Here is a 25,557-nt window from a genome sequence, read left to right as displayed (position 1 = left end):
TCATTGAACACCAACGAAAAATCTGCTAGATTCCAATGTTAAATCAATGTTAATTCGTAACGCACATGCAGATACAAGAGATCAAGAACGAAAGGTTTTTTAAAGAGTATAAGGTTACAATCCCTTTCCACCAAATAAATGAAAAAGTTGAAGAGCGTGTGGCAGAAGCTGCAAAAACTTTTAGGATGCCTGGTTTTAGAGAAGGTAAAGTTCCATTAAGTATAGTGCGCCAAAAGGTGGGTAAAGAAGAAACTGGAAGACAAATACAAGAGCATGTTTCGTCTTCCATAGGAGAACTAATAGAGTCAAAAAATCTTAACCCTTCATCAAAACCAAACGTAGAGATAGAGTCTTTTGATGAGGAAAATGGACTTTGTATAAAAGTAAGCTTTGAGGTTTTACCAGAATTACCGGAAATAAAATGGGAAGAATTTGAAATCGAAAAAATCAACATCAATATATCTGATGATGAAATAAAAAAAACAAAAGATGTGCTGTTGAGAGAATTTAGAAAGTACGCAAAAACCAAAGACGATTATGCGGCTAAGATGGGGGATAAGGTAAATATTGATTTCCATGGCCAAGTTGATGGCAAAGATTTTGACGGAAATTCAAGCACAGACATGGATTTGGTTTTAGGAGAAGGTTATTTCTTGGAAGACTTTGAAAAGCAATTGGTCGGTTGCAAAGTTGGTGAAGAGAAATCGTTTGAACTGATCTTCCCAAAAGACTATCCGCAAGAAGATTTAGCGTCAAAAACAGCTGTGTTCAAGGTAAAAGTCAACCAGATTATGGAGCTTGAGCCAATCCAAGAAGTTGATGCGGAGATGCTAAAAAAATTGGGCTTAGAGAGCGAAGCAAGGCTTGACGAGCTGATTAAGCAGAAATTGAACATGGATTCTATGCACGCAATAAGAACAATGATGAAAAAGGAACTGTTCGATCAGATCGATGCGAAGTATGATTTTGAGTTGCCTAACAAAATGGTAGAACAAGATTTTGATATTATATGGAAAGAAGTAGAAAAGAATAAAGAGACAGATGAAAATCTTAAGAACAGGACGGAAGAGGATCTTTTAGCAGAATACAAAAAGATTTCCAAAAGAAGAGTGAAACTAGGTTTGGTGTTGGCAGATGTGTCCAGAAGAAACCAAGTGAATGTTAGTGATGAAGAACTTCAAAATATAATAGAGATACAAGCCAATCAGAACCCTCAGCTTAAGCATAAAATTTTGGAGTTTTACAGAAATTCTGAAAATTTAGAAAAAATCAGAGGACCAATACTAGAAGAAAAGGCATTGGATGTAATTTTATCTAAAGTAACAATCAAGAATAAAGATATGACGTCGGAAGAATTCATCGATTTTATGAAACAGAATAAATAAAACATTAGACTTTTTCTGAAGAATTTATGGCGTATATACCCGTTGTTATTGAGCAAACTGCCAAAAGCGAGAGGGCTTTTGATATATTTTCCCGTCTATTAAAGGATAGAATTATATTTGTTAATGGGCAAATAGAAGATAACATGGCTTCTGTAGTGGTTGCTCAGTTACTTTTTTTAGAAGCCGAAGATCCTAACAAAGAGGTATTTATGTATATTAATTCTCCTGGGGGAGTTGTCACTGCAGGATTTGCCATATATGATACCATGCAGTATATACAGCCGGAAGTATCTACAATTTGTGCTGGACAAGCATGTTCTATGGGAGCGTTTCTACTCGCAGCAGGGGCGGCTGGGAAAAGATATGCCCTCCCAAATTCAAGAATTATGATCCACCAACCTTTAGGGGGATATCGTGGGCAGGCATCAGATATCGAGATACATGCAAAAGAAATCCTACAGCTCAGGGATAAGCTCAATGCAATTTTGGCGAGTCACACTGGGCAAAAGCTCAGTAAAATTGAAAAAGATGTAGATAGAGACAACTTTATGTCTTCTGAAAAAGCAAAAGAATATGGTATCATCGATAAAGTGATAGATAAAAGAGTCAACAATAAGCAAAAAAGTAAGAATGACTAACGAAACTGGAACAATATTACACTGTTCTTTTTGTGGGAAGAGTCAAACCGAGGTAAAAAAGCTTCTTTCAGGCATGTCTGTTTACATCTGTGATGAGTGTGTTACGTTGTGTGCAGAGGCAATTAATAACGACTCCCAGGGCGTGGATGTAGAAACCTTACCCATTAAAAAAGACCTTATACCAAAAAAAATGTATGAAATCCTCGATTCATATGTAATTGGGCAGCAGCAAGCCAAGAAAGTTTTGGCGGTATCCATATACAACCACTATAAGCGGTTCGAAAAAAAAGCCAGCACCAAATATAAAGATGTTGAAATTGCGAAATCTAATATTTTAATGCTCGGTCCAACAGGATGTGGAAAAACCTTGCTTGCACAAACACTTGCGAAGTTTTTAGATGTCCCCTTTGCAATAGCAGACGCAACTACTTTAACAGAAGCTGGATATGTTGGGGAAGACGTTGAGAGCATATTGGCAAGATTGCTTCAGGCCTCCGATTACGATGTTGAAAAAGCCCAAAGAGGTATCATATATATCGATGAGATTGATAAAATATCAAGGAAATCAGAGAGTCCATCAATTACAAGGGATGTATCCGGTGAAGGTGTCCAACAAGCTCTGTTAAAATTGATGGAGGGAACTATTGCGTCCGTTGCTCCCCAAGGTGGTAGAAAACATCCTCAACAGGAATTGTTGCAAGTCAATACCGCTAACATATTGTTTATTTGCAGCGGCGCTTTCAGCGGGTTAGAAAAAATAATTATGCAAAGAGAAAAAGGGGGGGCAATAGGCTTTGAAGCGCCAATTAAAGAAAAGTATTCAGATATAAGATTCTCAGAAATAATGAAAAAGGTTGAGCCAGAAGATTTGGTAAAGTACGGCTTGATCCCAGAGCTTATAGGAAGGTTGCCACAAGTTGTTACGGTTGATGATCTTACAGAAGAAATGCTTGTTAGAGTTTTAAAGGAACCAAAAAACTCTTTGGTTCAGCAATATCAAAAATTGTTTGAATCCAATGATATCGACTTGGTGATAGAAGATGAAGCAATGAAAGCAATCGCTGCAATTGCTGTTAAAAGAAAAACTGGAGCCAGAGGGCTAAGAGCGATTTTGGAGAGTGTTTTATTGGACATAATGTTTGATTTTCCTAATAAAACCGGGATCGAACAAATTTTAATCAGTGCCGATGTTGTCAAATCACACGCTGCTCCTAAGATTATATATAAAACAGCCACCCAAGCTGCAAAAAACAAATAAACTATTTTGAGTATTTTGTATGAAGTTTACCCGTAAATGGCTTAATGCACATGTGAAAATTAATATGGGGTGCGAATTGTTGGCTCAAACTCTCTCTAGTATAGGTTTAGAGGTGGAAGAAGTAGTGGACAAAGAAAAAATTTATTCTCAATTTTTGATAGCCGAAATAATAGAAGCCAAACAACACCCAAACGCTGATGCACTTAGGGTTTGTATAGTGGATAACGGTAAGGAACATTTACAAATTGTTTGCGGCGCTAAAAACGCAAGGGCTGGGATAAAGGTGGTTTTAGCACCTGTGGGCTGTGTTATACCTCAAAACGGAATGATTATCAAAGCATGTAAAATACGTGATGTTGAGAGCCATGGTATGCTATGTTCTGAATTTGAATTAGCACTCACTAAAGATGATTCTGATGGCATTATGGAAATCATAGCATCTAGCCAGTCAGTTGGCATGGATTTTGCGGAGTTTACAGGGCTGAATGATAAACTGATCGACATAAACATCACACCAAATCGTGGAGATTGTGCATCAGTCCGTGGGATAGCGCGTGATGTTGCAGCTGCAGGAATAGGAGAGCTGGTAGCATTGCCATTTGATGGTGGTACTTTTGATTTTGAACATGGTGCGACAATACCATTTAATGTTGATATCAAGGACAAAGCTGCATGCCAAGAAATAGCATTCTGTTACATCAAGGGTGTTGATAACACTTTGGATACGAACAAAAATATAACGTCAATATTTAGGTTGTTGGGGATCAAATCCCATACTCCATTAATCTATATCTCAAACTTCTCGATGTACGAGTATGGCAGGCCAAATCATATCTATGATGCGGATAAGATAGAGGGCGATATCTTGGTTAGATTCTCCAGGGAGGGGGAAAAATTTACATCGCTTGAAGAAAAAGATTACGTTTTGCCAGATGGGATATTGGTAATAGCTGATGATCAAAAGATATTAGCGATTGCGGGAGTCATAGGAGGCAGCAGTAGCAAGGTGGATCAAAACACGAAAAACGTTGTTATAGAAGTTGCCAATTTTCACCCAGATGAAGTAGCTAAATCCACCAGGATCCTGCATATTAAGACAGAGTCTTCATTTAGGTTTGAAAGAAGGGTGGACTATGCAAGTACCAGTGCTTTTATGTACTACATTGTTGATTTAATTAGAAAGTCTTGCGGTGGTCAAGTGGCTGGCTCTCTTCGCGCATATGGATCTCCAATCGATTATATCGACAAAATCCAACTTAATTATACTGAAATAGAAAAGCTTTTGGGTATCAAAGTTGATCAAAAAAAAGCGAACGACATCCTGCAAAAACTAGGCTTTACACAGGTTGGTGATTCAATTGTTATACCAACCTGGAGACAAGGCGATATCATAGATAACGCTGACATAGCCGAAGAAATAATTAGGTTGCAAGGAATAAATGCGGACAATAAAATTGCGCATGACTACTCCTATAGTATACAAGCTTTGAAAGTAAAAGGGGTTGAATTTAACGAATTATTCAGAGATGTCTTAGTTGCCAGGGGGGTTGACGAAGCCATTTCATGGTCATTCATCAATCAAGATCATGCGAAGTTGTTTACAGATGGGCAATTGAAAAAACTTGTTAATCCAATCAGCCAGGAACTGGCAGTGATGAGGTGTAGCATTATTCCAGGGCTTCTACAAGTTATAAGAAATAATATGGCTAGGGGTTTAAGAGACTTTTCCTTTTTCGAGATAGGTAAAATTTTCCATGGAAATGAAGAAAATTGTTTGGCTGTTGTTAGAATTGGCGATGCTACACAAAATGGTGTTCTTTCAAGACAACGCAAGTTTGACTTCTACGATGTAAAAGATGATTTATATGCACTGCTTAGAGAGATTAACATATCTGAAGACAACTTGCTAATGAAGAAAGCAGCTCCGTCATATTATCACCCTGGGAAATCTGCTTCTATCTATATAGGAAAACAATTGATCGCTTACGTTGGAGAACTGCACCCGAAGGTAGCAGGACAATTCAACATGAGCGACTGTATTAATTGTATGGAATTATTTTGTGATAAATTACCCCAAAAAAATTTGGATAAACGTACATCACTATCTTTATCAGAGTTTCAAAGTGTAAATAGAGATTTTGCTTTTTTTATTGATGATGATGTAGAAAGTATGGAAGTTATTAAGGCTGTGAAATCGCTGAAAATCGATATTATTGACAAGGTGAGTATATTTGACGTTTATAAAGATAAAAATTCAAGTTCATCAAAGAAATCAGTGGCTTTCAGTATTAGGCTACAACCAAAAACAAAAACTTTAGTTGAGGAGGATATTGAAAATATCTCAAAAATGGTTGTTCATGTTATAAAAGAGAAGCTGAATGGAGAATTAAGAGGAAAATAGTCCCTCCGTCAAAAGTCATGAATTTAATTTGTGTTCTGATGTGAGTTTTCTGAAAAAGGGGGTAAATTTTATCACTAGAGGTCGATTTTTATATTATGCAGTGGGATCTGTTCAGGGGACTGGTGAAAAAAGTTGGCAAGATAATCCAAGGTAGTAAAATGCTCCCCAAAACTCTCTCAGATTTGTCTTTTTTCTGTCTATAGCTCGATAGCTTTAAATTTGTTACCACTTCGCTCGTTGCTCATGTGGGTTTACCACACTTTGTGTCCGCTCAGTGTATACTCCGATAACTTGAAAAATTGGCGTCGTCATACTTCGGACTTCGCATTTCGTCACGTACTTTTGTACGTTCCTCATGCTCATCACTCGTATTCCTCGCTCTTTTCCAAGTTCTCTGTCGTTTATAAATTTCATCAACTCTTGATTTACGAGAGGTATACTAAAAGGGAGTGTTGCAAGATGGAATAAAGAAAGGTATAGTGGAGTGGATTACAGAATAAAGAAGAGAAAAATGTCATCAGCGCATCAAATAATAATGGTATGTTTGGATCAATTGGTTGGTAGTGAGCATCAATATCGCAAATTTAAGGAGCTGTTTAATTTTGGGGCAGCAGAGCAAGAGCTGAAGGGAATTGAATCTCCTGCTAATTATAAGGGATATGGTGTTTTACGTTTATTTAAATGCTTGTTGTTACAGTTTATGGAAGATTTGTCAGATCGTGAACTAGAAAGATATTTGAGTGACAGTGTTGCAGCCAAGTGGTTTTGTGATTTTGATTTAACCGAAGCCACACCTGATTATAGCGTTTTTAGTAGAATCCGCTCAAAGATAGGAACAAATTTGTTATCAAAAATCTTTGCCATTTTTAGAGATCAACTAAAATCTCAAGGATATATGAGCGAGGTATTTACTTTTGTTGATGCAAGTCACTTGATCTCCAAAGCTAATTTATGGGAAGAGCGGGATGAAGCCAGAAAACAAAAATATGAAAAACTTAACAACGAAGTCTTGCCTAAAGTCGCACATGATAAACAAGCCAAAATAGGGTGCAAGGGTGGTAGTAAATTTTGGTATGGCTATAAGAAAAACATGTAAGCGTAGATATTCAATCCGGAATGATCAACAAGGTTGCTATAACGCCTGCTAATGTTACCGATGCAAAGGGAGTTGCGCATGTTTTACCAAATAGTGGAGCAGTTTATGCTGACAAAGGGTATTGTGTTGCACCAGCAAAGAATGCAGCTAAAAGCAGAGGTATTCATTTTTGCGCCATCAAGAAAAACAATATGAAGCAAAAGAATTTTGACCTTGATCGATACTATACTTCCATAAGGGCTCCGTTTGAGAGGGTGTTTTCTCAAGATAATAAACGATTGCGATACATAGGAATTGCCAAAAATCAGTTTGCTGAATTTATGAATGCTATCTGCTTTAATTTAAAACGTTTAACGGTTCTTACTGCCTAAGCTCATAAAATCACGCTTCGCAGAATCAATAAAAAGCTAAAAATTACCATATCCCACCTCAAAGAAATCTTTTGAATTCTTGGGGAAACCAGTTTTTTGTTAATTTTTTTAGACCATGGTCCAAACTTCCTTAAATCAAACCATCACATTTATCCTTATTTTATCTTTCAACGCTCCCTTTCTATATTATTCAAATTTAAATCTGCTAATCCTTTACCAAATGTCTGGTATACCAGTTTAATTTTAATTAATTCTTTTAGCGTTATTTCTACTATGGCTTTACAACTATGAACTTTTATTAGCTCATTTATTATCTCTATGGCGTCTAATAACTCCTCATCAGTTTGTGATTTGATATTAAGATTAAAATCCTTGCAAAACTTAAGTATATTAACTAAATCCTCTTCTTCTCTAACATTGTTATTTAGATCGAAGGAATCAAATATTGCATCTAACCTTTCCTCTATTGCCTCATTATATTCTGTATTGCTAAGCAAACATAGCATACAATTGAGAAAGCTGCTATGATATGTACAATAATACTAATACAAATAAGGTTAGTATATGTCAGAAATAATATGTTGCAAATGCAGAGAAAGTAATTATTACAGATCTGGGAAAGTGAACGGGAAACAAAGGTATAAATGTAAAAGTTGCGGCTGTCATTTTACAATAAATGACAGAATAGAGAAGTATAGCGTAAAACAAAAAATTGTGGCAATCACGTTATTTAAAAAAGGCCTTAGCTTAAGGAGTATAGCTGAAGTAATAGGAGCTAATAATGTCATTGTATTATACTGGATAAAAAACATAGGAAAGTTTATCAAAGATACAGTGCTAGATAGTGGGGTTCAAAGCAGCAAGGATTTAGAGGTTGTAGAGATGGACGAATTATGGCATTACGTCCAAAAAAAGAGAAAACTATGGATATGGCTTACTTACTCTGGTGCCAGAAAAAGAATCATTGCCTGTGAAGTTGGCTCTGGTGGTGTCAAAACTTTAAAAAAGCTGTAGCAGAAGGTTTCTTTGTTTAAGCCAGATATTATTTGTACTGACAATTACAAAGTATATGCAAGAGTTATCCCAAATGATCTTTTGATACAAAGTAAAAAGCACACCTATAATATTGAGGCCCAAAAATAGATCTCTCAGAGACTTTATCAAGAGATACAATCGAAAAACCAAGGCTTATTCCAAAGCTGCTGATATGGCTGAATTATCTGTGTATATCCATTCCTTCTTTGACACTATATTTGTTTAGCAATGCCAAAATTTTACTAACGGGATACGCTTTGGCTCTCGTTGACAAATATACCCAAAACTCAACCACTAGCTAACTCTACACCTTTAAACTAAATATACTCAGCCAATCCTTAAACGACCCCACTCCCATACCAACTCTATACCCTACCAACTATACCTCTCCCCTATGCTTATTATCGCCTCCTCTTTTTTCTTTTTTTTCTCCACTCAGATGGCATTTCAAAATCACCTCTCCAAATCCCAGCTTTATTATACATCGCTATCAATTCCTCTACTTTAAACTCGCCATATCCAACTGCCCAGCCTTTATAAACCATATCCCTATTTATATTTGTTATACCTACATAACAGTAAGATAGCGTTCTCCCATATAAATCTTTACCTTCATTTGTGCATTCTATCCTCTCTCCCCCCTCAATAAGCTTGCTTAGATATTTCGCTGATTCAACTCCGCATTTATATGATATCTTTTCTTTATGATCTCCAATATACCAGCACCACTGCTTTGATTCAGGTGCATCAATTCCTTTTAGCCTAATCTTTTCATTATTCAATACTATTGTGTCGCCATCAACAACTCTAGATAATGTCGTCATGAGATTTTAAGCCAAAGAGATAAACATCTAATCTGAATTGCGGCAAGGAAAGAAGCTGAATTTTTAGCATATCTGGTTGCAATTCCCCTCCATCTTTTAAGATGAAGAAAGGTGTTTTCTACAATATGCCTTATTTTATATAAATCTTTATTGTATTTTCTCTGGGTGATTCTGTTCTTTTTAGGAGGAATAACAACTCTCATGCCCAATTCTTGGGCATGGTCAATTATGTAATTAACATCGTACCCTCTGTCGGCTAGTAAGTACTCAGCTTTCATCTCTTCAATAAGATTAACAGCCTGCTTGCAATCAGCTTCTGAGCCTTTTGTGACAATAACTTTGAGTGGCATACCATGTGAATCCACGGCAAGGTGAATCTTTGTATTGAGCCCCCTTTTGTACGACTCATATCTTGATTGCCGCCTTTTGCACCTGAAGCATGTGGATGCACTTTACTATGACTTGCGTCTATCATTAACCATTCCATATCAGGTTCTTTCACAAATATCTCCAATAAAGCCTCCCATATCCTTTTGTCTCTCCATCTGCAAAATCTTTTATGTGTATTTTTCCATCCTCCATATTCTGAAGGCAAATCTCTCCAGGGAGAACCTGTTCTTAATATCCAAAATACTGCGTTAATGAATCTTCTGTTATTATGTGCCAAACCTCCCCACGTACCCTCCCTTCCTGGCAAATGATCCTTTATCAAATCCCACATATTATCTGTTATATCATGCCTATGTAGCCCTAAATCCATTTTTACTCCTGATTTATCTTTTCTTTCATATTATACCACAAATCTCATGACGACACTATCTAAATCAAACCATCACATTTATCCTTATTTTATCTTTCAACGCTCCCTAAAATTAAAGCTATTGCGTTATAGTTTTTGGGGGCACTTCATACCCTGCATTTTTTCCTCTTGAAGCTCAAATTACAAGAGCTCTGGCAAATTCTTCTGCAGAAAACGAGCTTAGATCATCAATTTCCTCCCCAATACCTATATAATATATAGGTATCTTAAAATTTTGGACTATAGGTACTATTACACCTGCTTTTGATGTGCCATCCAACTTTGTTAGCACAATGCCATTTATGTTAGTTATGCTTTTAAAAATTTCCACTTGCTGGAGCGTTGTTTGTCCTACTGTTGCATCTAGTACTAATAGATTTAGGTTGGGGGCAGAATTGTCTATCTTTTGCAAAACTTTACTGATCTTTTGCAACTCTGCCATCAGGCTTGCCTTATTATGCATTCTACCCGCAGTATCTATTAATAACACATCGTATCGCTCTTGCTTAGCTTTTACCAACGCCTTATACGCTATACTTGCAGGATCAGAATTAGCATCCCCAGATATAATGTCACTCTCAGATCTATGCGCCCATATTTCTAACTGTTCTTTCGCCGATGCTCTAAAAGTATCAGCTGCAGCGATAAGGACTTTTTTGCCAGACTTTCTTAATTGATGTGCTATCTTCCCTAGTGACGTGGTTTTACCGCTACCGTTTATACCAGAAAATAATATTGTGTAAGGAGAACTTGAATCTGGTATGGTCAGCGTTTTGGTATATGGAGTTAATATCTCGCATATATGCTGAACAACGCATTCCACAACTATTTCTTTCGTTATCGTTTGCTCAAAATTCTTTTTTGCCAATCTTCCGATAATTTGTGAGCTGCACTCAACCCCTAAGTCACTTAATATTAATGCTTCCTCCAATTCATCCAAAACTTCTTGCCTGGGTTTATTTAAAGAGAAAGCTCTCTTTAAATTAACGTTGAGATTGGCAGATGTTTTGCTTAAACCAGTTTTTAGCCTGTCAAGCCACTGCCTCATACAATTTTTGCTAATATAGAATTAAGCTTAGATGCAAAGTCACTCAGGTTGTCAACTGAATCCCCCTCTATTAAGCAAGCCTGAGTATATATCACATCTACCAAATTAGAGTTTAGTTGCAATTCTTCACCATTTGATAGCGAACCATTGATTTTTTTGAAAATTGCATGGTTTGGATTGATTTCCAATATTCTGGCAGATTTAGAGTGAAGTTGCCTTTGATCTATTAAAAATCTTTCCATTCTGGGGTTCATAGAACCTTCTGGCATTGAAATACATGCGGGACTATCAACCAACTTAGAAGAGACCACAACATCCCTTACCTTGTCTTTTAAAACATCTTTGATGAACTGCAACAATTCGGGATATTCAATTTTTCCCTTTTCTTCTTCCCCTTCTTTTTTAGAGTCACTATCCTTCACTTTATCTAGATCGATATTCTCACTGGTAACGGATTTAAAGTCCATATCTTTATATTTATGTACTATATTTACCCAAAAGTTATCAACATGATCTTTCAGCAAGAGAACTTCTATCCCTTTTTTCTTAAACCCCTCTAATTGAGGATTAGCCCTTAGTGCATTGATGTTATCGCCATTGAGGAAATATATTTCCTTTTGTCCTTCTACCATTCTGGATAAATAATCATCAAGACTAACAGTAGTTTCTTGAGAGTTGGTGGAGTGGAACCTGCAAATTTCCAGCAGTTGTTCTTTTTCCTCCAAAGTGCTTTCGCATAGCCCTTCCTTAACCACTTCGCTGAAATTATTCCAGAATTTTGCATATTCTTCCGGTTCTTTGTCAGCTTTAGTTTTAAGACTACTTAGCACTTTTTTGACGATGGATTTTTTTATTTTTCGTACAACCTGATTGTGCTGCAAAGTTTCCCTACTGATATTTAACGGTAAATCTTGCGAGTCTATCACACCCCTTAAAAATCTTAAGTATGGTGGTATCAAATCATTACCTTCCTCTGATATAAACACACGTTTTATGTATAGTTTTACCCGAGTTTTTCTATCTGGATGGAAAAGATCGAATGGCTTGCTTTCAGGGATAAATAATAAATTAGTATATTCCACAGCTCCCTCAACTTTATTGTGTAAAGTCATCCAAGGCTTGCCAGGAGAGTGCGAAGCATGCTTAAAGAACTCTTCATATTGCTCTTGTGTGACTTCTGAAGGGTTTCTCATCCATATTGCAGCAGCTTTGTTAACCACCTCGCTTTTGCCTTCATCGTCAATAAGCTCAATTGGAAATTCTATATGATCAGAGTAGGTATGTATTATATGGCGCAGTCTATAAGGTTCTAAAAACTCAGTTTCAGATTCCTTGATTTTTAATGTGATTCTTGTCCCGCTTGCGTGTAACCCACTGTACTTTTCTATTGAATATTCTCCCTTACCATCTGATGCCCAAAGATAAGCGTTTTTTTCCCCGGCTTTCTTGCTTATAACCTCAACCGAATCCGCAACCATAAATGCAGAGTAAAACCCAACCCCAAATTGCCCTATCAATTGTAAATCAGCTTTTTTATCATTATTAGCAAATTGCTCAACAAACTTTTGAGTTCCAGAGCTTGCTATTGTACCTAAGCTACTTATAAGTTCCTCCTTATTCATCCCTATGCCATTATCTGATATGCTGATGCTCTGTTCTTTCCGGTCTATTTGGACCACAATTTTAAACTCACCAACACTTTCCATGAGTTTGGGGTCATTTATGGCTTGATACCTCAATTTATCACACGCGTCAGATGCATTGGAAACCAATTCCCTCAAAAAAATATCTTTGTTAGTGTATATGGAGTTGATCATTAAGTTTAAAACTTTACCAACTTCGGCATCAAATTTTTTTATTTGTTTACTGTTTTCCATGATTTTCTAGTGATACTTTATAAACCTTTTTTAAGATATAGTAATAAAAGGAGCACAAATCAACAAAGCAATGTCAATTTTTTAGCACAAACGTATTATCAGAGTGTTAGCCAAAGATAGATATAAAATTGCTCTGCTCACTTAGGAAATTATTGTTATCCTCAAAATGTGGTTCTGTCGCATCTGTTGAAACACATAAGAATTTTTGATATTCTGAAAGAAATAGTTGCTGGTAATAATGTTTAAAGTAGACCCAAAATTAATGAAGTATTTTAAGAACCATGAATATGGCGCAGAAATCATTATGGTATCGCTGTATATGAAAGGAAGATATTCTTTAAGTTACAGAGAGATAGAAGAGATAGGCGGGTTGAGAGGACTCAACATAGATCACGCCACTCTACAAAGATGGGTAGTAAAGTTTATGCCAATACTTGAAGGAAGATTCAGAAAAAGAAAAAAGCCAGTCAACGGCAGCTGGAGAATGGACGAGACATATATCAAGGTTAAAGGTAAATGGGTCTATTTGTATAGAGCAGTTGATAAATACGGGGATACCATAGATTTTATGCTAAGAGCAAAAAGAGATAAAAGGGCAGCTAAAGCGTTTTTCAGGAAAGCAATTAAATCTAGTGGCCAGCCTATAAAGGTTAATATAGATAAAAGTGGCTCTAATACTTCTGCTTTGAATTCGATCAATAAGCCATTATCTAAAGAAGACCAAATAGAAATTAGGCATAACAAATATCTAAACAATAGGATAGAAGGCGATCACAGATTTGTAAAGAAACGAACTAGACCGATGCTTGGTTTCAAATCCTTTAGAAGTGCCGCCAGGACTATTGCAGGAATAGAGCTCTTGCACATGATTAAAAAAGGACAACTTGCTGACAATGACAATTATAATTCTGACTTTGATAAATTTCTTTCACTAACTGCTTAATGGAAAAATATACAAATAATTTGAAAGTTTTTGCATCATATTACAGATGCGACAGAGCCTTCATTTTAGCATCTTATCTATCTTATGGCAACACTCCCAAAACATCAACCACTTTTTTCATAAAGCCACCCACACTTTTTTACAAATTTTTTGTTCTTCCGAAAATTTTCTATTCTCGCCACTCAGCGCCCAGCGTAAAATAACTTGCCAATGATTGCAATATATTATTTTGTTGAAACCAAAAAAGAGCTTGATATTCGTTGGATTCTCTCATATTATCCAGACAATTACTATAGCGGCAAGGGCTTATTAAACGGCATGCCTTTGTGGCATAAAAATAATAATATTATGGAGACAAATGCCTAAAATGAAAACAAAATCAAGCGCAAAAAAACGCTTTAAAATTACTGCTAATGGACATGTTATGGCCCCACAAGCCAATAAACAACACAACATGAGAAAGCGTAGTAAACGCCAACTTAGAAACCAAAGGGGTATGTGTATTCTGCCTGAGGTAGAGGCAAAGAGAGTGCCAGACTACATGCCGTATGCTTTTTAATTGTTGTGGGAGGTAAGAGATGTCAAGAATAAAACGCGGTGTTACAGCGAGAGCTCGTCATAAAAAAATTCTAAAATTAGCTAAAGGCTATCGTGGTAGAGCAAGTACTTGTTTCAGAGTTGCAATAGAGAAAGTAGAGAAAGGTCTTCAATACGCTTATCGCGATAGAAGAGCTAAGAAAAGAGACTTTAGAGGACTTTGGATACAAAGGATAAATGCTGCTGCAAGAGAACAAGGTTTGGCTTATTCACAGTTTATTAATGGAATAAAGCTTTGTGGAATTGGTCTTAACAGAAAGATGTTATCTGAAATTGCAATTCATAACCCAGAAGCTTTTACAGAGATACTGAACAAAGCGAAAAAAGCATTGGAAAAGAGTGCTAGCTAACTAATATGCTAGGTAACATAGATTCAATCTACAAACAATTCAAGGTCACAATAAGTGGCGCTGAAAATTGTAAAATTGTTGAAGATATACGTGTTAAGTTTTTGGGAAAAAATGGTCTTATTACGATCGAAGCTAAAAAAATAGCAGCGCTTCCAAATGAGATAAAAAAGGAGTTTGGGCAAAAAATCAACGAAGTGAAGCAGCTGGTTATCAAAGAGCTGGAAGAGGTTCAGACAAGGCTTGCAGATGAAGCTCTGGACTTTAAGCTTCGTCAAGAATGCATAGATGTAACGCTGCCTGGTAGAGGCTATAAGAGGGGTAGAATACACCCCATAACTCATACTATAAGGCTTATCAAGGATATATTTAGGTCTATGGGATTTGAGCATGTTGCAGGTCCTGAGATAGATAACGAATGGAACAATTTTTCCGCGCTCAACATTTCAGAAAACCACCCTGCAAGACAGATGCATGATACATTCTATTTAGAGGAAGATAAACTCCTTTTACGGACTCATACGTCTACAGTGCAGGTTCGCCATATGATGGAGAATAAACCGCCGCTTAGAATATTCTCAACAGGCAAAGTTTACAGATCAGACTACGATGCAACTCACACCCCGATGTTTCACCAAGTTGAATGTTTGGTTGTTGATGAGAAGTCTAGTGTGCAAGATTTACATGCATGCCTTGAGACATTCCTTCGGTTGTTTTTTAAAACTGACAATATCGCGATGCGATTCAGAGCTAGCTATTTTCCATTCACTGAACCATCCTTTGAGGTTGACATTAGGTGTGACCGTAGCATAAAGGGTGAGATTAAAATTGGGACGGGTAATGATTGGCTTGAAATTTTAGGTTCTGGGATGGTGAACAAAAGAGTGCTACATAATGTAGGAATCGATCCAGAGAAATATCAAGGATTTGCCTTTGGTATTGGCATAGAAAGGTTGGCAATGCTAAAATACAATATCCCGGATTTAAGAAGTTGCTTCGAAGGGGATGTTAGATGGCTTAATCATTATGGATTTTAATGGATTCTATTAATTTTTTTCTAACAATTGCATCGTATCTATTAGGCAGTATTCCGTCTGGGGTACTTTTAAGCAAGGTTTTAGGCAAGGGCGACTTAAGAAAACAAGGGTCTGGCAACATAGGTGCCACTAATGCCTTTAGAGCTGGAGGAAAGCTGCTTGGAGGCTTAACTTTGCTAATAGACATGGCGAAAGGGCTTTGCGTTATTCTGCTTGCAAATGCGTTCAACGAACAATATCTAACGTTTTATGGGTTTATTTGTATTGTGGGGCATATTTTCCCCATATGGTTGAAGTTTGAAGGAGGCAAAGGCGTAGCTACTGCTTTTGGTGTAATTTTGGGAATCAACCCGATATTAGGCGGTTTTTCATTATTGCTTTGGATACTTGTTTTTAAGGTCTCAAGGATATCATCTTTAGCAGCATTGGTTTCTTTAGGCACCTCAGTATTTATTGAGTGCATTATGATCACTGACGGTACAAATCTAATATTCTTAGTAATTAGTTTGATTTTAATTATATTTAGGCATAAAGATAACATAATGAGGTTATGTGCTGGCAAGGAAAATAAAATTCCTAAACAATAGTTTACTAAGGTTTTTCTATGACAATACGTGTTCTATCAATCAACACAATCAACAAGATTGCCGCTGGAGAAGTTATTGATAGACCTTTATCCATAGTAAAAGAATTAACAGAAAATTCTATAGACGCCCAGTCCTCAGAAATATCTATTGAAATAAACAGGGGTGGTAGAAATTTCATATCAGTCATAGATAACGGGATCGGAATTGGGAGAGAGGAACTAGAAATTGCGTTAGAACGGCATGCCACATCAAAGCTAAATGAAGATGATATAAACAATATTCAATTTTTGGGCTTTCGTGGCGAGGCACTACCTTCAATTGCATCTGTCAGTAAAATGAAGATAATAAGTAAAGCTCGGGGCGCAAATGACGCTTGGGAAATAAATGTATCAGGAGGCCAAAAATCACAGATTAAACCAGCATCTCAATTGACTGGCACTCGCATAGAAATACGTGATTTATTTTTTACAACACCAGCAAGACTGAAATTTCTGAAATCAGAAGCGAGCGAAACAAGTGCATGTATAGAACTGGTAAATAAACTTGCCCTCTCAAGGGAAGACATAAGCTTTAGGTTGATTGCTAACGAAAAAAAGATTATAGAAACCAAAAGCCAAATAGGCTCTATCCTAGAGCTAACCTCGAGGATTGAGGATATCTTAGGCAAAACTTTCATTGAGAATACTGTGAAATTTTCACATGAATGTGATGAAATAAAAGTTTATGGGTACGTATCAATCCCAACCTTTAATTCAGCAACATCGGTGAATCAACATGTTTTTATCAACAAAAGAATCGTAAGAGATAAGGTTTTATCAATCGCAATAAGAGCTGCATACCGAAATTTAATCCCACATAATAGATTCCCACAAGTAGCGATATATTTAGATATAGATCCTCAATTTGTGGATGTGAACGTCCATCCAACTAAAGCTGAAGTTAGGTTTAGAGACGAACAGAAAGTAAAATCCATTATCATTGATGCGATCAGAAGCGCAATTACCGCAAGCAACCTTAGAAGTTCAACTGAAGTGGCAGATAATGCAATCAAATTGTTTAAACCTGAGACTGCCTTTAATACCAATCAGGAAATAATTAAACAAACCGGTTTTACGGATTTGATAAGAAATCATGAGGCCGCTTTGGGAAAGGAAGCTTTATACAAAAAAAATCCGAATGATCATCAAAAAGCGTCAGAAAAAAACCATGAAGCGAAATATATAAGTGATTTTGTTGCAAAAAAAATGCTGCAAAATAATGTCACCCATAATTCAAAGCTGGCTGCTGAGACGGATAAATCTCCTGATGTAGAATTACAAAATACAGTAGACGATACTGAATACCCACTTGGGTTTGCCAAATGCCAGATTGACAAAACTTATATTGTTGCTGAAAAAAGTGATGGCCTGATTTTAGTTGATCAACATGCAGCGCATGAGAGAATTACTTTAGAGAGAATAAAACAACAATTAAAGGAAGGTAATATCGCCAGTCAAATGTTGTTGATTCCTGAGGTCGTCGACTTAGGGCAAGTTATGACAGAGCGAATTGTTGAGAAAAAACAAGAGCTGGAACGTTTTGGGGTTAGCATTGAACGAAATGGGATCTCACAAGTTCTGGTAAGGCAAGTACCGGCAATATTACAAGGGCTTAATGTAAGTGCGTTTATTACAGTAATTGCAGAGAATATATATCTGTTCGATGATATGGATTTAATTCAAGATAAAATAGATGAAGTTTGGGGCAATATAGCTTGCCATTCAAGTATCAGAGCAGGTAGAGTGTTGAATTTAGAGGAGATGAATGGGCTATTGAGAGAAATAGAGCAAACCCCACTTTCTTCTCAATGTAACCATGGTAGACCTACCTTCATCAGACTAGACCTCAAAGACATAAGAAAAATCTTTGAAAGACTATAATTTTTTATACTTTAGATTGTTTATATGTTACTAATTTGCTACAATGTGCTTTTATTAAACTGAGAGGGACTAAATGTTAAATTATCTTTTACCATTATCAATAGTAGCTATTAATACTTGCTATTTAGCTACGATATCTTTGAATATCAAAGATAAACACCACACTGCACTCAAAACATCTGATGCGTTGCAAAAAGCTCTAAATACAATCTATAAAGAAGGCACTATCGACACTTTCGTGCAATGGAGCAAATTACCTTTAGAAGGTGCAGAATTAATAAAATCATCATTAGGTCAGAAACACGTTTATAAGATGTGGAATCCAGACGGTGCGCAAGTTGATCTTTTGCATACACTTCTTGGCGTAGAACAAAAAATTGTTGAGGAAACAAGTGACTATGCTAAATATGGCGTGTATGCTGTAGGGTCTGCGTTTGTTGGGGTTGCATCTGTTTTTGTTACAGAGTATACGCTACAAGATATTAAAAATTATTTTTGGGGTAGTAATACACCGGAAAGTACTCAAGAATATCTTGGCATTGAAGGTGTTAAAGCTGATGAATTGGATTTTTAACCACTAATTTTGTTATAAATCTAACAAAATAAGACTGCGGGGCTTGTCATCATCTTGCATGCCAGCTCCGCAATTTGCAATCCTAGAACTTAAAGTGCTTTTAGTCTGCTTTAGCTAGTCCTTACGTCAAAAGTTGAATTTAGCGGAGTAGTATAATCCTACTGCTCAAGATTTCTTTCTATATCCATTACTAAAATGCTTCTCATTTTTGGTATCTTTATGTGATGTTGGGCGAAAATATATTTCTCAATAAAATAACCCAGTATATTGAGTGCGGATAAAATATCTTTCGCACATGCATCTATACTGCCGTCAATCAAGAACATTGGCAACTCAAATAGCTGATTTTTATATTTCTCCCCAACCACCTGTGTTACAGCATTTCCAGTTTTAGGTGAGATATATTTAATGTTCTTTTGGCTATTTGTCACTGCGCATTTAGACCAATCTAAGCCATAACCACAACTATTTAATAGCTTGGCTTCAAAATTTACGTAAGATTTGTAATTAACGTTTGCATCTGTATTCCCGCAAACTGAGTATAGTAAATCCTGCGCCTCCTCAAAAATTGCTTTATTGACTTCGCGCTCTTTTAATGCGCTTTTTAGCATAGAAATTGTTGAATTGAGAATGCTAATTTTGCTACTAGAAAACATAATCTGAGCTAAAGTTGAGTGTAAGACTTCAACGCTCAAATATCCTAATTGTTCATTTATCCTGGCTTTCCAGTGTAAAACAACAATGTTTCCAGGTATAACATCATTTTTTTTCCTTCCAACCCTCACTAATCCAGCAATAATACCATGGTTTTCAGAGAAGCATCTGACAATCAAAAATTTCTCCTGAAAATGGCTTGAAGAAATTATAATCCCCACATCTTTAATTTCTATCATGCCAAGCCTAGCAACTTTTGGTTTTGATTTTAAACGCTTTTTTCTGTAAGGTGCTCATCAGCAAAGTTTCCGTGATAATATGGCTGTTTTGCTTCTTTATGCCATTCACTAGCAGTCCGTCAGTAACGCCAGTTGCAGAGAATATTGCATCATTTTTTACCAGACCATGCGCATTATACACTTTGTCTATGTCTTCTATACCCATCGCTTTGGCTCTCTTTATTTCTTCCGAAGTTTTAAAAACTAGCCTTGCTTTCATTTGGCCACCGATGCATTTCAAAGCTGCAGCTGCCAAAACACCTTCTGGCGCCCCACCAACCCCGATATACATGTCAACTCCACTTCCCGGAGTTGCTGCCGCAATGGCGGCTGAGATATCGCCATCGGCCAGTAAAAATACTTTCGCGCCCAGTGCTCTGGCGCCGTCGATAGAGTTTTTATGCCTTTCTCTATCCAATATCATCACGACCAAATCATCGGTGCGACACTTCTTATGTTTAGCCAACCTGGTTAAATTTTCTCTAGTTCCATCATTCACGCAAATTATTTCTTCAGGATAATCTGGGCCTATAACTATTTTTTCCATATATATGTCAGGGGCATTTAAGAATGAACCTGCTGTACTTAAAGCCATCACGACCATAGAGCCATAATCACCTCTTGCACAAATGTTAGTGCCTTCAAGTGGGTCCACAGCTACTTCTATCACCTCTCCGCCAGCTCCAACTTTTTCCCCTATGTATAACATTGGGGCAGCATCTCTTTCTCCCTCCCCAATCACTATGCGTCCATCAAACGGTAATGCGTTTAATGCCTCCCTCATTGCGTTAACGGCAGCTTGGTCGGCTGCAATGTTATTGCCTTTGCCTATCCAATCATAACAGCCTACAGCTGTAGTCTCAGTGACTTTTAGCGCTTCGAATAACCACCTGTCCAGCATTTTGCAAAAATATGTATATTAAATCACTATTAAGTTAACATTTAACGATATTTATGTCAAAATGATAACAAATTTATGGCGATTTCAATGAAGAAAAGTAAAGTATCGGCTTCTATTCTTGCAGCTGATTTTTCGAAGCTCGGAGAAGAAGTGGAGTTGATAACGCAATCCGGTGCAGACTCTATCCACCTTGACATCATGGATGGGCATTTTGTACCAAATATCAGCTTTGGCCCAGACATCGTTAAATGCATAAGAGCCAAAACCCATCTTCCACTAAAAACTCATCTGATGGTGAGTGAGCCGGAAAGATATATTGGGGATTTTGCGAATGTTGGGAGTGATTTGATTATTTTCCACTATGAGGCAGTCATTCATGTGGACAGTTTGATAGAGCGTATAAAGGCTTTAGGCGTAAAAGTTGGTATTGCCATTGTTCCATCAACACCAGCAAGCGTGCTTCAATATATCTATCATAAATTGGATGAAATATTGGTTATGACAGTAAACCCAGGGTTTGGTGGGCAGCAATTCCTTGAAAGCCAGCTTGAGAAAATTAAAGCCATTGCGGAAATGACAAAAGGGTTGGATAATATTCAAATAGGTGTGGATGGCGGGATAAACCCACAAACCGTAAGTTTGTGTCAAGACTCTGGAGCTGATTTGGCAATAGTGGGGAGCTATCTTTTCCAAGGCAATGACTATAAGAGTCAGGTGACTTCGATAAGAGAGAAAATGCAAAAGACCTTTGACTAAAAACCATTTGTTCTATATTTTAGTGGAAAGTTTGCCTTCGTTTATACAAAGCTGCACATCTGATAAATTAAGTTTACTAGAGGAGCTCAACAGTCTTAGATTGATAATAAAGTCAGATTCTAGTATGCTGGGATACGAGCATTTTTTATAACATTATACGCATGTCTGAAGGATTGACCACAGGGGGCTCTATAGGGGGTGGAATGAATATAGATATCACGTTGTTGAAGGGAGAACTAGGTATCTCTTTTGAGAATATGCAAGAATCTAAAAACTTTGGTTCTGTTGTTGGTAAGTTCACTCCCTTCCTTGCGATCGACAAAGTTGTAAATGCTATGAAAGGGATGCATGATGTGCTTGTGCTTTCCTCATTAACCATAACCACTCAATTGTCTCCGCCCGTCACTCCGATAGGAGCTGGAGCCAAAGTGCCAGGTTTGATGAGTCGTAAGGCTTAGTAGACTTAAACTATAAAAATCTTGCAAATCAATGGCTTTAGAAGCTGAATTAATCAAGTCCAAAATACTATTATCCGAAATAGTAAGTAAAAAAGTCAGTCTTCAAAATAAGGGGAATTCTGGTTATGTTGGGCTGTGTCCTTTTCATAAAGAAAATACTCCTTCATTCTTTGTAAATGACGCAAAGCAAAGCTACCATTGTTTTGGGTGTGGAGCTCATGGGGATGCATTTACCTTTTTAATGCAATATGAAGGAATCAGTTATAAGGATGCTTTGGAAAGACTGGCATATATAGCTGGGGTTGAGTTTCAAAAGCAAACTCCTAAAGTATTGGCCAAAATAGAAAAAAATAAACTATTCTACCAGATATATAAAAAAGCTGCGGACTTTTTTCATCAGCAATTATTTTCGGAAGGTGGCAAAAAAGCCATGAACTATATTTTATCAAGAGGTATAACTTCAGACACCATAAAGCGCTTTAAACTGGGATTTGCGCCTAAGGACTCATCCTCTTTCATAAAGTTACTGAGATCTCAATTCCAAGAAAAAGACTTGTTTGATTCTGGCATTATACAAAGTAAAAATAACTTTACTTATAATCCATTTTTCAACCGGTTGATTTTTCCTATTCAAAACAAATCAGAAGATTTCATTGCTTTTGGAGGGAGGATAATAGATGAAGGGCAGCCAAAATATCTTAACTCTGCTGAAAACCCAATATTCCACAAAAGTGATAACTTATATGGATATCATTTTGCTAAGCCGTACATTCATAGGCAAAAAGAGGTTTTGGTGGTTGAAGGTTATATGGATGTTATAGCATTGGCAAATCACGGCATATACAACGTTGTTGCCCCGCTTGGGGCTAACATCAAGCTAGCCCAAGTTGAGATGTTGTGGGGTATGTGTTCTGAACCGACAATTTGTTTTGATGATGACGAAGCTGGCCAAAACGCTGCTATAAAGATAGCCCATAAAAGCTTGCAGCACCTTTCTCACAATAGGTCTTTAAATTTCACAAAGCTTGTGCGTGGCAAGGATCCAGATGAAGTGATAAAGAATAATGGTGTTGACTTTTTTTTACAATTGTTGAGACAAAGCGCTCCACTTGTTGATTACATATTTAATCATGAGGCTAATAAATTTAGCTTAAACACCCCTGAGAAAAAAGTTTTGCTCAAGAAAAACCTGGAAAAGTTAGCAGGGGAAATAAAGGACCCAGCAATAAGAAAAAATTATATGCAGCACCTGCTTGGCAGATATTATGACTTGTTGCATAATCTGAGGATGCAGGGTTATAAAGATGTCAGGCCCACTTCCAAATTAGACATATCACAATTTAAACTTAATTTGTCAGCCCCGGATAAGGATCAAGAAAGTTTGTTCATCATCACTATCTTGTGTAATTATCCTACATTTCTTGAAGAGAATGAAATTATTGAAGAGCTGGTGGCAATCGACCTCCCGGATTTTCTTGACAAAATCAGAAAAATATTGTTAGATCGCCATTTTGGCAAAAATGTCGCGATGGACTCCTCTTGTAAAGACGTAAACACAATTAGAGGAATTAACAGCGACATATTGGAAATGTTGCCAAAACTGAAAGGGCGTGCTGGCTATGGCTCCATAGAAGATGCTAGAATCAATTTGCTTAGGGCTTTTGACATAAAGAAAGTTGCGGTTATAAAGCGAGAGCTTGAACAAATAAAAACTCAACTATTAGTAACAATAGATGACAAGTTAATGAAAAAAATGTTATATCTAAAAGAGTATGAGCAAAAACTTGAAAATAGGTTGAGAAAATACTAGTTAACTACAAATGTTTCATTTTAATCAAAATAATTTAAATTCATAATGCAGCAAGTCCACACCAAGTTAAAAGATACAAAACTTCATGAAAAACTACAGGAATACATCAAAATTGGAAAGATATCATCAGAGGCTTTGGACAAGATAATTCCCCAAGATACCACGCCTGAGGTTATAAATGCGGTATTATCGTTTTTAGATGAATCTGGTATAACAGTTGTAACTCCGGTTGCCACTGACCAGGATTTGGATGTTAGATTGCCAGGTGAGGTTGATGGAGCTGAGGACATGGATGGTTTTGAAACAAGCTCTTCAGGTTTAGACTCTAGCATTAACAACGATGACCCGGTGCGGATGTATCTAAAAGAAATGGGATACAAAGTGTTGTTAACACGAGAAGGCGAGGTTGGGGTTGCCAAGAAAATTGAAGATAGTAGAAATAAAAAAATATATTATTTGATCCAGACCCCAACTATTCTAAAAGAGATGCAAGACTGGTATGATGATATATTAACAGGGAAAAAGCTTCTCAGGGAAATTATTGATATAGATGCTACGGCCAATAGCGATGGTACATCGCAAACTTTTGATCATCAAAAAGAAGATATAAATACAAGTGATAATGTTGAGGAGAGTGAAGATAGCGAGGAAGTCGAGGATTTTGATGATGGAAGAAGTTTTATTTCTGCAATGGAAAACGATTTAAAGCCTAAAATTTTGAATAAGCTGTCAGAAATATCTGAATATAGCAGAGAATTGCTGAAATCTTACCATGCCATCAACGCTTTGAAAAAATTAAGTGCTGGGGCGTTGAAGAAGAAAGACGATATGGAAATTTCAACCATTACTAAAGCACAGGAAGAGTACATAGCAAAAATTACCGAATTATTATGCGATATAAGGCTAAATGAGCAATATATAGAAAGTGTTTTTACCAAGCTCAAAAACATCAACAAAGCTATTATTCAAATTGAAAGTGAGTTGATAAAAGTTGCCGTTAAAGCCAATTTTAACAAAATTAACTTCTTAGAGGGGTATAATAAAATAAAATTAGAAAACGACTGGTTTGAGTCTTTTAAAGCCCAAGGTGTTAAATATAATCAACTATTTGAAGATAATACCTCGTTTTTCACCAAGACCGAGCAAAAATTTAACCAGATTGTGGAACAGTGTGGGCTTTCTATTTCAGCTTTTAAAGAGCTTTTTCATAACGTGCAGAAATGGGAGAGGGCTGTTAATAAGGCAAAAAAAGAGATGATAGAGGCTAATTTAAGACTTGTTATATCAATTGCCAAAAAATATGCCAATCGTGGATTGCAGTTTTTGGATTTGATCCAAGAAGGAAATATAGGACTTATGAAAGCTGTAGATAAGTTTGAATATCGCAGAGGTTATAAATTCTCAACTTATGCAACTTGGTGGATCAGACAAGCGATTACCCGTTCAATCGCTGATCAAGCCCGAACCATTAGGATACCAGTACATATGATTGAGACCATCAATAAAATTGTACGTACATCCAAGCAATTGGCGCATGATTTAGGCAGAGAACCAACCTCTGAAGAGATAGCTGAGCAGCTCTCCATCCCTGTTGAAAAAGTGAAAAAAGTGCTGAAAATTTCAAAAGAACCAATGAGTTTAGAGAATCAGCTTGGGGATGATGAAGGAAGCACGTTGGGTGATTTTATCGAGGACCCAAATGCTATCAAACCCATAGACTCTGCTGTTCATTCAAATCTTAGGGAGATAACAACAAAGGTGTTGGCAACATTAACTACAAGGGAAGAGAAGGTTCTTCGAATGAGGTTTGGAATTAGTATGGAAACAGACCACACATTAGAAGAGGTGGGCAAACAATTCGATGTTACAAGAGAAAGAATTAGACAGATTGAGGCAAAAGCGCTTAGAAAATTAAGGCATAAAACAAGGGCGAAAAAGCTAAGCAGTTTTGTGTAAACCTTAAA

At 36.8% G+C, this 25,557-nt stretch carries 25 protein-coding genes; 18 read left to right on the top strand and 7 right to left on the bottom strand.

Annotation, left to right across the window (positions count from 1 at the left end):
• Window positions 1–65 precede the first annotated feature (65 nt).
• From tig to Bandiella_RS04590, 6 genes are all read left to right on the top strand, one after another.
• Window positions 66–1,385 (top strand): trigger factor, encoded by a 1,320-nt coding sequence (gene tig / locus Bandiella_RS04615; protein WP_323732581.1) that lies wholly within the window; start codon window positions 66–68, stop codon window positions 1,383–1,385.
• 26 nt (window positions 1,386–1,411) lie between these two features.
• A complete protein-coding gene (gene clpP / locus Bandiella_RS04610) occupies window positions 1,412–2,023 on the top strand; it encodes an ATP-dependent Clp endopeptidase proteolytic subunit ClpP (protein WP_323732580.1) in 612 nt (203 codons plus the stop codon).
• A complete protein-coding gene (gene clpX, locus Bandiella_RS04605) occupies window positions 2,016–3,281 on the top strand; it encodes an ATP-dependent Clp protease ATP-binding subunit ClpX (protein ID WP_323732579.1) in 1,266 nt (421 codons plus the stop codon). Before clpP ends, clpX begins: the two co-directional genes overlap by 8 nt.
• A 19-nt stretch (window positions 3,282–3,300) precedes the next feature.
• Complete coding sequence (pheT, locus tag Bandiella_RS04600) at window positions 3,301–5,682, top strand: phenylalanine--tRNA ligase subunit beta (protein ID WP_323732578.1); 2,382 nt, start codon at window positions 3,301–3,303, stop codon at window positions 5,680–5,682.
• A gap of 484 nt (window positions 5,683–6,166) precedes the next feature.
• Window positions 6,167–6,778, top strand: a complete 612-nt coding sequence (locus tag Bandiella_RS04595; protein ID WP_323732577.1) for a transposase — start codon at window positions 6,167–6,169, stop codon at window positions 6,776–6,778.
• Window positions 6,779–6,798: 20 nt separating this feature from the next.
• Entirely contained in the window at window positions 6,799–7,149 is a 351-nt protein-coding gene (locus Bandiella_RS04590; protein ID WP_323732514.1) for a transposase, read from the top strand.
• A gap of 167 nt (window positions 7,150–7,316) precedes the next feature.
• Here Bandiella_RS04590 and Bandiella_RS04585 read toward each other — a convergent pair whose 3' ends face one another.
• Complete coding sequence (locus Bandiella_RS04585; protein ID WP_323732576.1) at window positions 7,317–7,655, bottom strand: hypothetical protein; 339 nt, start codon at window positions 7,653–7,655, stop codon at window positions 7,317–7,319.
• A 58-nt stretch (window positions 7,656–7,713) separates the two neighbouring features.
• On the opposite strand from Bandiella_RS04585, the gene Bandiella_RS04580 reads away from it, so the two are divergent.
• Window positions 7,714–8,163: an IS1 family transposase gene (locus Bandiella_RS04580; RefSeq protein ID WP_323732575.1), complete on the top strand. Its 450-nt coding sequence runs from the start codon at window positions 7,714–7,716 to the stop codon at window positions 8,161–8,163.
• Between the two features lie 422 nt (window positions 8,164–8,585).
• On the opposite strand, the gene Bandiella_RS04575 is transcribed toward Bandiella_RS04580, so the two are convergent.
• From Bandiella_RS04575 to htpG, 4 genes are all read right to left on the bottom strand, one after another.
• The gene (locus tag Bandiella_RS04575; RefSeq protein WP_323732574.1) at window positions 8,586–9,008 is read right to left on the bottom strand and encodes a thermonuclease family protein; all 423 of its coding nucleotides are present in this window, start codon (window positions 9,006–9,008) and stop codon (window positions 8,586–8,588) included.
• A protein-coding gene (locus tag Bandiella_RS04570; RefSeq protein ID WP_458693264.1) for an IS5 family transposase occupies window positions 9,005–9,768 on the bottom strand; the annotation gives its coding sequence in 2 pieces (ribosomal slippage) (window positions 9,005–9,408 and window positions 9,408–9,768; 765 coding nt in all). The genes Bandiella_RS04575 and Bandiella_RS04570 overlap by 4 nt, the downstream gene beginning before the upstream one ends.
• A gap of 175 nt (window positions 9,769–9,943) precedes the next feature.
• Window positions 9,944–10,855, bottom strand: coding sequence for a signal recognition particle-docking protein FtsY (ftsY, locus tag Bandiella_RS04565; protein WP_323732573.1), 912 nt, complete (start codon window positions 10,853–10,855; stop codon window positions 9,944–9,946).
• Entirely contained in the window at window positions 10,852–12,732 is a 1,881-nt protein-coding gene (gene htpG, locus Bandiella_RS04560) for a molecular chaperone HtpG (RefSeq protein WP_323732572.1), read from the bottom strand. Before htpG ends, ftsY begins: the two co-directional genes overlap by 4 nt.
• A gap of 238 nt (window positions 12,733–12,970) precedes the next feature.
• Here htpG and Bandiella_RS04555 point away from each other — a divergent pair, with 238 nt between their 5' ends.
• The 7 genes from Bandiella_RS04555 to Bandiella_RS04525 all read left to right on the top strand — a co-directional run bounded on the left by Bandiella_RS04555 (window position 12,971) and on the right by Bandiella_RS04525 (window position 18,736).
• Window positions 12,971–13,675 (top strand): IS6 family transposase, encoded by a 705-nt coding sequence (locus Bandiella_RS04555; RefSeq protein WP_323732571.1) that lies wholly within the window; start codon window positions 12,971–12,973, stop codon window positions 13,673–13,675.
• Window positions 13,676–14,033: 358 nt separating this feature from the next.
• The gene (rpmI, locus tag Bandiella_RS04550) at window positions 14,034–14,234 is read left to right on the top strand and encodes a 50S ribosomal protein L35 (protein WP_323732570.1); all 201 of its coding nucleotides are present in this window, start codon (window positions 14,034–14,036) and stop codon (window positions 14,232–14,234) included.
• Window positions 14,235–14,253: 19 nt separating this feature from the next.
• On the top strand, window positions 14,254–14,622 hold the full coding sequence (gene rplT / locus Bandiella_RS04545) for a 50S ribosomal protein L20 (RefSeq protein WP_323732569.1): 369 nt from the start codon (window positions 14,254–14,256) through the stop codon (window positions 14,620–14,622).
• 5 nt (window positions 14,623–14,627) lie between these two features.
• Window positions 14,628–15,656, top strand: a complete 1,029-nt coding sequence (gene pheS, locus Bandiella_RS04540) for a phenylalanine--tRNA ligase subunit alpha (RefSeq protein WP_323732568.1) — start codon at window positions 14,628–14,630, stop codon at window positions 15,654–15,656.
• Window positions 15,656–16,243, top strand: a complete 588-nt coding sequence (plsY, locus tag Bandiella_RS04535; RefSeq protein ID WP_323732567.1) for a glycerol-3-phosphate 1-O-acyltransferase PlsY — start codon at window positions 15,656–15,658, stop codon at window positions 16,241–16,243. The genes pheS and plsY overlap by 1 nt, the downstream gene beginning before the upstream one ends.
• Before the next feature lie 17 nt (window positions 16,244–16,260).
• Window positions 16,261–18,162, top strand: a complete 1,902-nt coding sequence (gene mutL, locus Bandiella_RS04530; protein WP_323732566.1) for a DNA mismatch repair endonuclease MutL — start codon at window positions 16,261–16,263, stop codon at window positions 18,160–18,162.
• 73 nt (window positions 18,163–18,235) lie between these two features.
• The gene (locus Bandiella_RS04525) at window positions 18,236–18,736 is read left to right on the top strand and encodes a hypothetical protein (RefSeq protein ID WP_323732565.1); all 501 of its coding nucleotides are present in this window, start codon (window positions 18,236–18,238) and stop codon (window positions 18,734–18,736) included.
• A gap of 158 nt (window positions 18,737–18,894) precedes the next feature.
• Here the strand turns inward: Bandiella_RS04525 and recO are convergent, their stop codons facing one another.
• Together recO and glpX are read right to left on the bottom strand one after the other, a co-directional pair.
• Window positions 18,895–19,629 (bottom strand): DNA repair protein RecO, encoded by a 735-nt coding sequence (recO, locus tag Bandiella_RS04520; RefSeq protein WP_323732564.1) that lies wholly within the window; start codon window positions 19,627–19,629, stop codon window positions 18,895–18,897.
• Window positions 19,630–19,636: 7 nt separating this feature from the next.
• Window positions 19,637–20,569 (bottom strand): class II fructose-bisphosphatase, encoded by a 933-nt coding sequence (gene glpX, locus Bandiella_RS04515; protein WP_323732563.1) that lies wholly within the window; start codon window positions 20,567–20,569, stop codon window positions 19,637–19,639.
• Between the two features lie 87 nt (window positions 20,570–20,656).
• On the opposite strand from glpX, the gene rpe reads away from it, so the two are divergent.
• From rpe to rpoD, 4 genes are all read left to right on the top strand, one after another.
• Complete coding sequence (gene rpe, locus Bandiella_RS04510) at window positions 20,657–21,325, top strand: ribulose-phosphate 3-epimerase (RefSeq protein ID WP_323732562.1); 669 nt, start codon at window positions 20,657–20,659, stop codon at window positions 21,323–21,325.
• A 161-nt stretch (window positions 21,326–21,486) separates the two neighbouring features.
• On the top strand, window positions 21,487–21,783 hold the full coding sequence (locus tag Bandiella_RS04505) for a hypothetical protein (RefSeq protein WP_323732561.1): 297 nt from the start codon (window positions 21,487–21,489) through the stop codon (window positions 21,781–21,783).
• A gap of 31 nt (window positions 21,784–21,814) precedes the next feature.
• The gene (gene dnaG, locus Bandiella_RS04500; protein WP_323732560.1) at window positions 21,815–23,593 is read left to right on the top strand and encodes a DNA primase; all 1,779 of its coding nucleotides are present in this window, start codon (window positions 21,815–21,817) and stop codon (window positions 23,591–23,593) included.
• 45 nt (window positions 23,594–23,638) lie between these two features.
• The gene (rpoD, locus tag Bandiella_RS04495; protein ID WP_323732559.1) at window positions 23,639–25,549 is read left to right on the top strand and encodes an RNA polymerase sigma factor RpoD; all 1,911 of its coding nucleotides are present in this window, start codon (window positions 23,639–23,641) and stop codon (window positions 25,547–25,549) included.
• Window positions 25,550–25,557: the final 8 nt, after the last annotated feature.

It is taken from the genome of Candidatus Bandiella woodruffii (assembly GCF_034359465.1).
In the GTDB taxonomy this organism is placed as follows: Bacteria; Pseudomonadota; Alphaproteobacteria; order Rickettsiales; family Midichloriaceae; genus NDG2.
Note: the sequence above shows the minus strand (reverse complement) of the source record. Positions and strands in the feature narration are given on the sequence as shown.

Bases quoted from the DNA above. Each gene is read 5' to 3' on its own strand.
- rpmI (WP_323732570.1), top strand. From the start codon at position 14,034: ATGCCTAAAATGAAAACAAAATCAAGCGCAAAAAAACGCTTTAAAATT.
- mutL (WP_323732566.1), top strand. From the start codon at position 16,261: ATGACAATACGTGTTCTATCAATCAACACAATCAACAAGATTGCCGCT.
- Bandiella_RS04580 (WP_323732575.1), top strand. From the start codon at position 7,714: ATGTCAGAAATAATATGTTGCAAATGCAGAGAAAGTAATTATTACAGA.
- Bandiella_RS04525 (WP_323732565.1), top strand. From the start codon at position 18,236: ATGTTAAATTATCTTTTACCATTATCAATAGTAGCTATTAATACTTGC.
- Bandiella_RS04590 (WP_323732514.1), top strand. From the start codon at position 6,799: ATGATCAACAAGGTTGCTATAACGCCTGCTAATGTTACCGATGCAAAG.
- rpe (WP_323732562.1), top strand. From the start codon at position 20,657: ATGAAGAAAAGTAAAGTATCGGCTTCTATTCTTGCAGCTGATTTTTCG.
- Bandiella_RS04575 (WP_323732574.1), bottom strand. From the start codon at position 9,008: ATGACGACATTATCTAGAGTTGTTGATGGCGACACAATAGTATTGAAT.
- clpP (WP_323732580.1), top strand. From the start codon at position 1,412: ATGGCGTATATACCCGTTGTTATTGAGCAAACTGCCAAAAGCGAGAGG.
- pheT (WP_323732578.1), top strand. From the start codon at position 3,301: ATGAAGTTTACCCGTAAATGGCTTAATGCACATGTGAAAATTAATATG.
- dnaG (WP_323732560.1), top strand. From the start codon at position 21,815: ATGGCTTTAGAAGCTGAATTAATCAAGTCCAAAATACTATTATCCGAA.
- Bandiella_RS04505 (WP_323732561.1), top strand. From the start codon at position 21,487: ATGTCTGAAGGATTGACCACAGGGGGCTCTATAGGGGGTGGAATGAAT.
- ftsY (WP_323732573.1), bottom strand. From the start codon at position 10,855: ATGAGGCAGTGGCTTGACAGGCTAAAAACTGGTTTAAGCAAAACATCT.
- glpX (WP_323732563.1), bottom strand. From the start codon at position 20,569: ATGCTGGACAGGTGGTTATTCGAAGCGCTAAAAGTCACTGAGACTACA.
- Bandiella_RS04555 (WP_323732571.1), top strand. From the start codon at position 12,971: ATGTTTAAAGTAGACCCAAAATTAATGAAGTATTTTAAGAACCATGAA.
- rplT (WP_323732569.1), top strand. From the start codon at position 14,254: ATGTCAAGAATAAAACGCGGTGTTACAGCGAGAGCTCGTCATAAAAAA.
- recO (WP_323732564.1), bottom strand. From the start codon at position 19,629: ATGATAGAAATTAAAGATGTGGGGATTATAATTTCTTCAAGCCATTTT.
- pheS (WP_323732568.1), top strand. From the start codon at position 14,628: ATGCTAGGTAACATAGATTCAATCTACAAACAATTCAAGGTCACAATA.
- Bandiella_RS04585 (WP_323732576.1), bottom strand. From the start codon at position 7,655: ATGCTATGTTTGCTTAGCAATACAGAATATAATGAGGCAATAGAGGAA.
- plsY (WP_323732567.1), top strand. From the start codon at position 15,656: ATGGATTCTATTAATTTTTTTCTAACAATTGCATCGTATCTATTAGGC.
- rpoD (WP_323732559.1), top strand. From the start codon at position 23,639: ATGCAGCAAGTCCACACCAAGTTAAAAGATACAAAACTTCATGAAAAA.
- tig (WP_323732581.1), top strand. From the start codon at position 66: ATGCAGATACAAGAGATCAAGAACGAAAGGTTTTTTAAAGAGTATAAG.
- htpG (WP_323732572.1), bottom strand. From the start codon at position 12,732: ATGGAAAACAGTAAACAAATAAAAAAATTTGATGCCGAAGTTGGTAAA.
- clpX (WP_323732579.1), top strand. From the start codon at position 2,016: ATGACTAACGAAACTGGAACAATATTACACTGTTCTTTTTGTGGGAAG.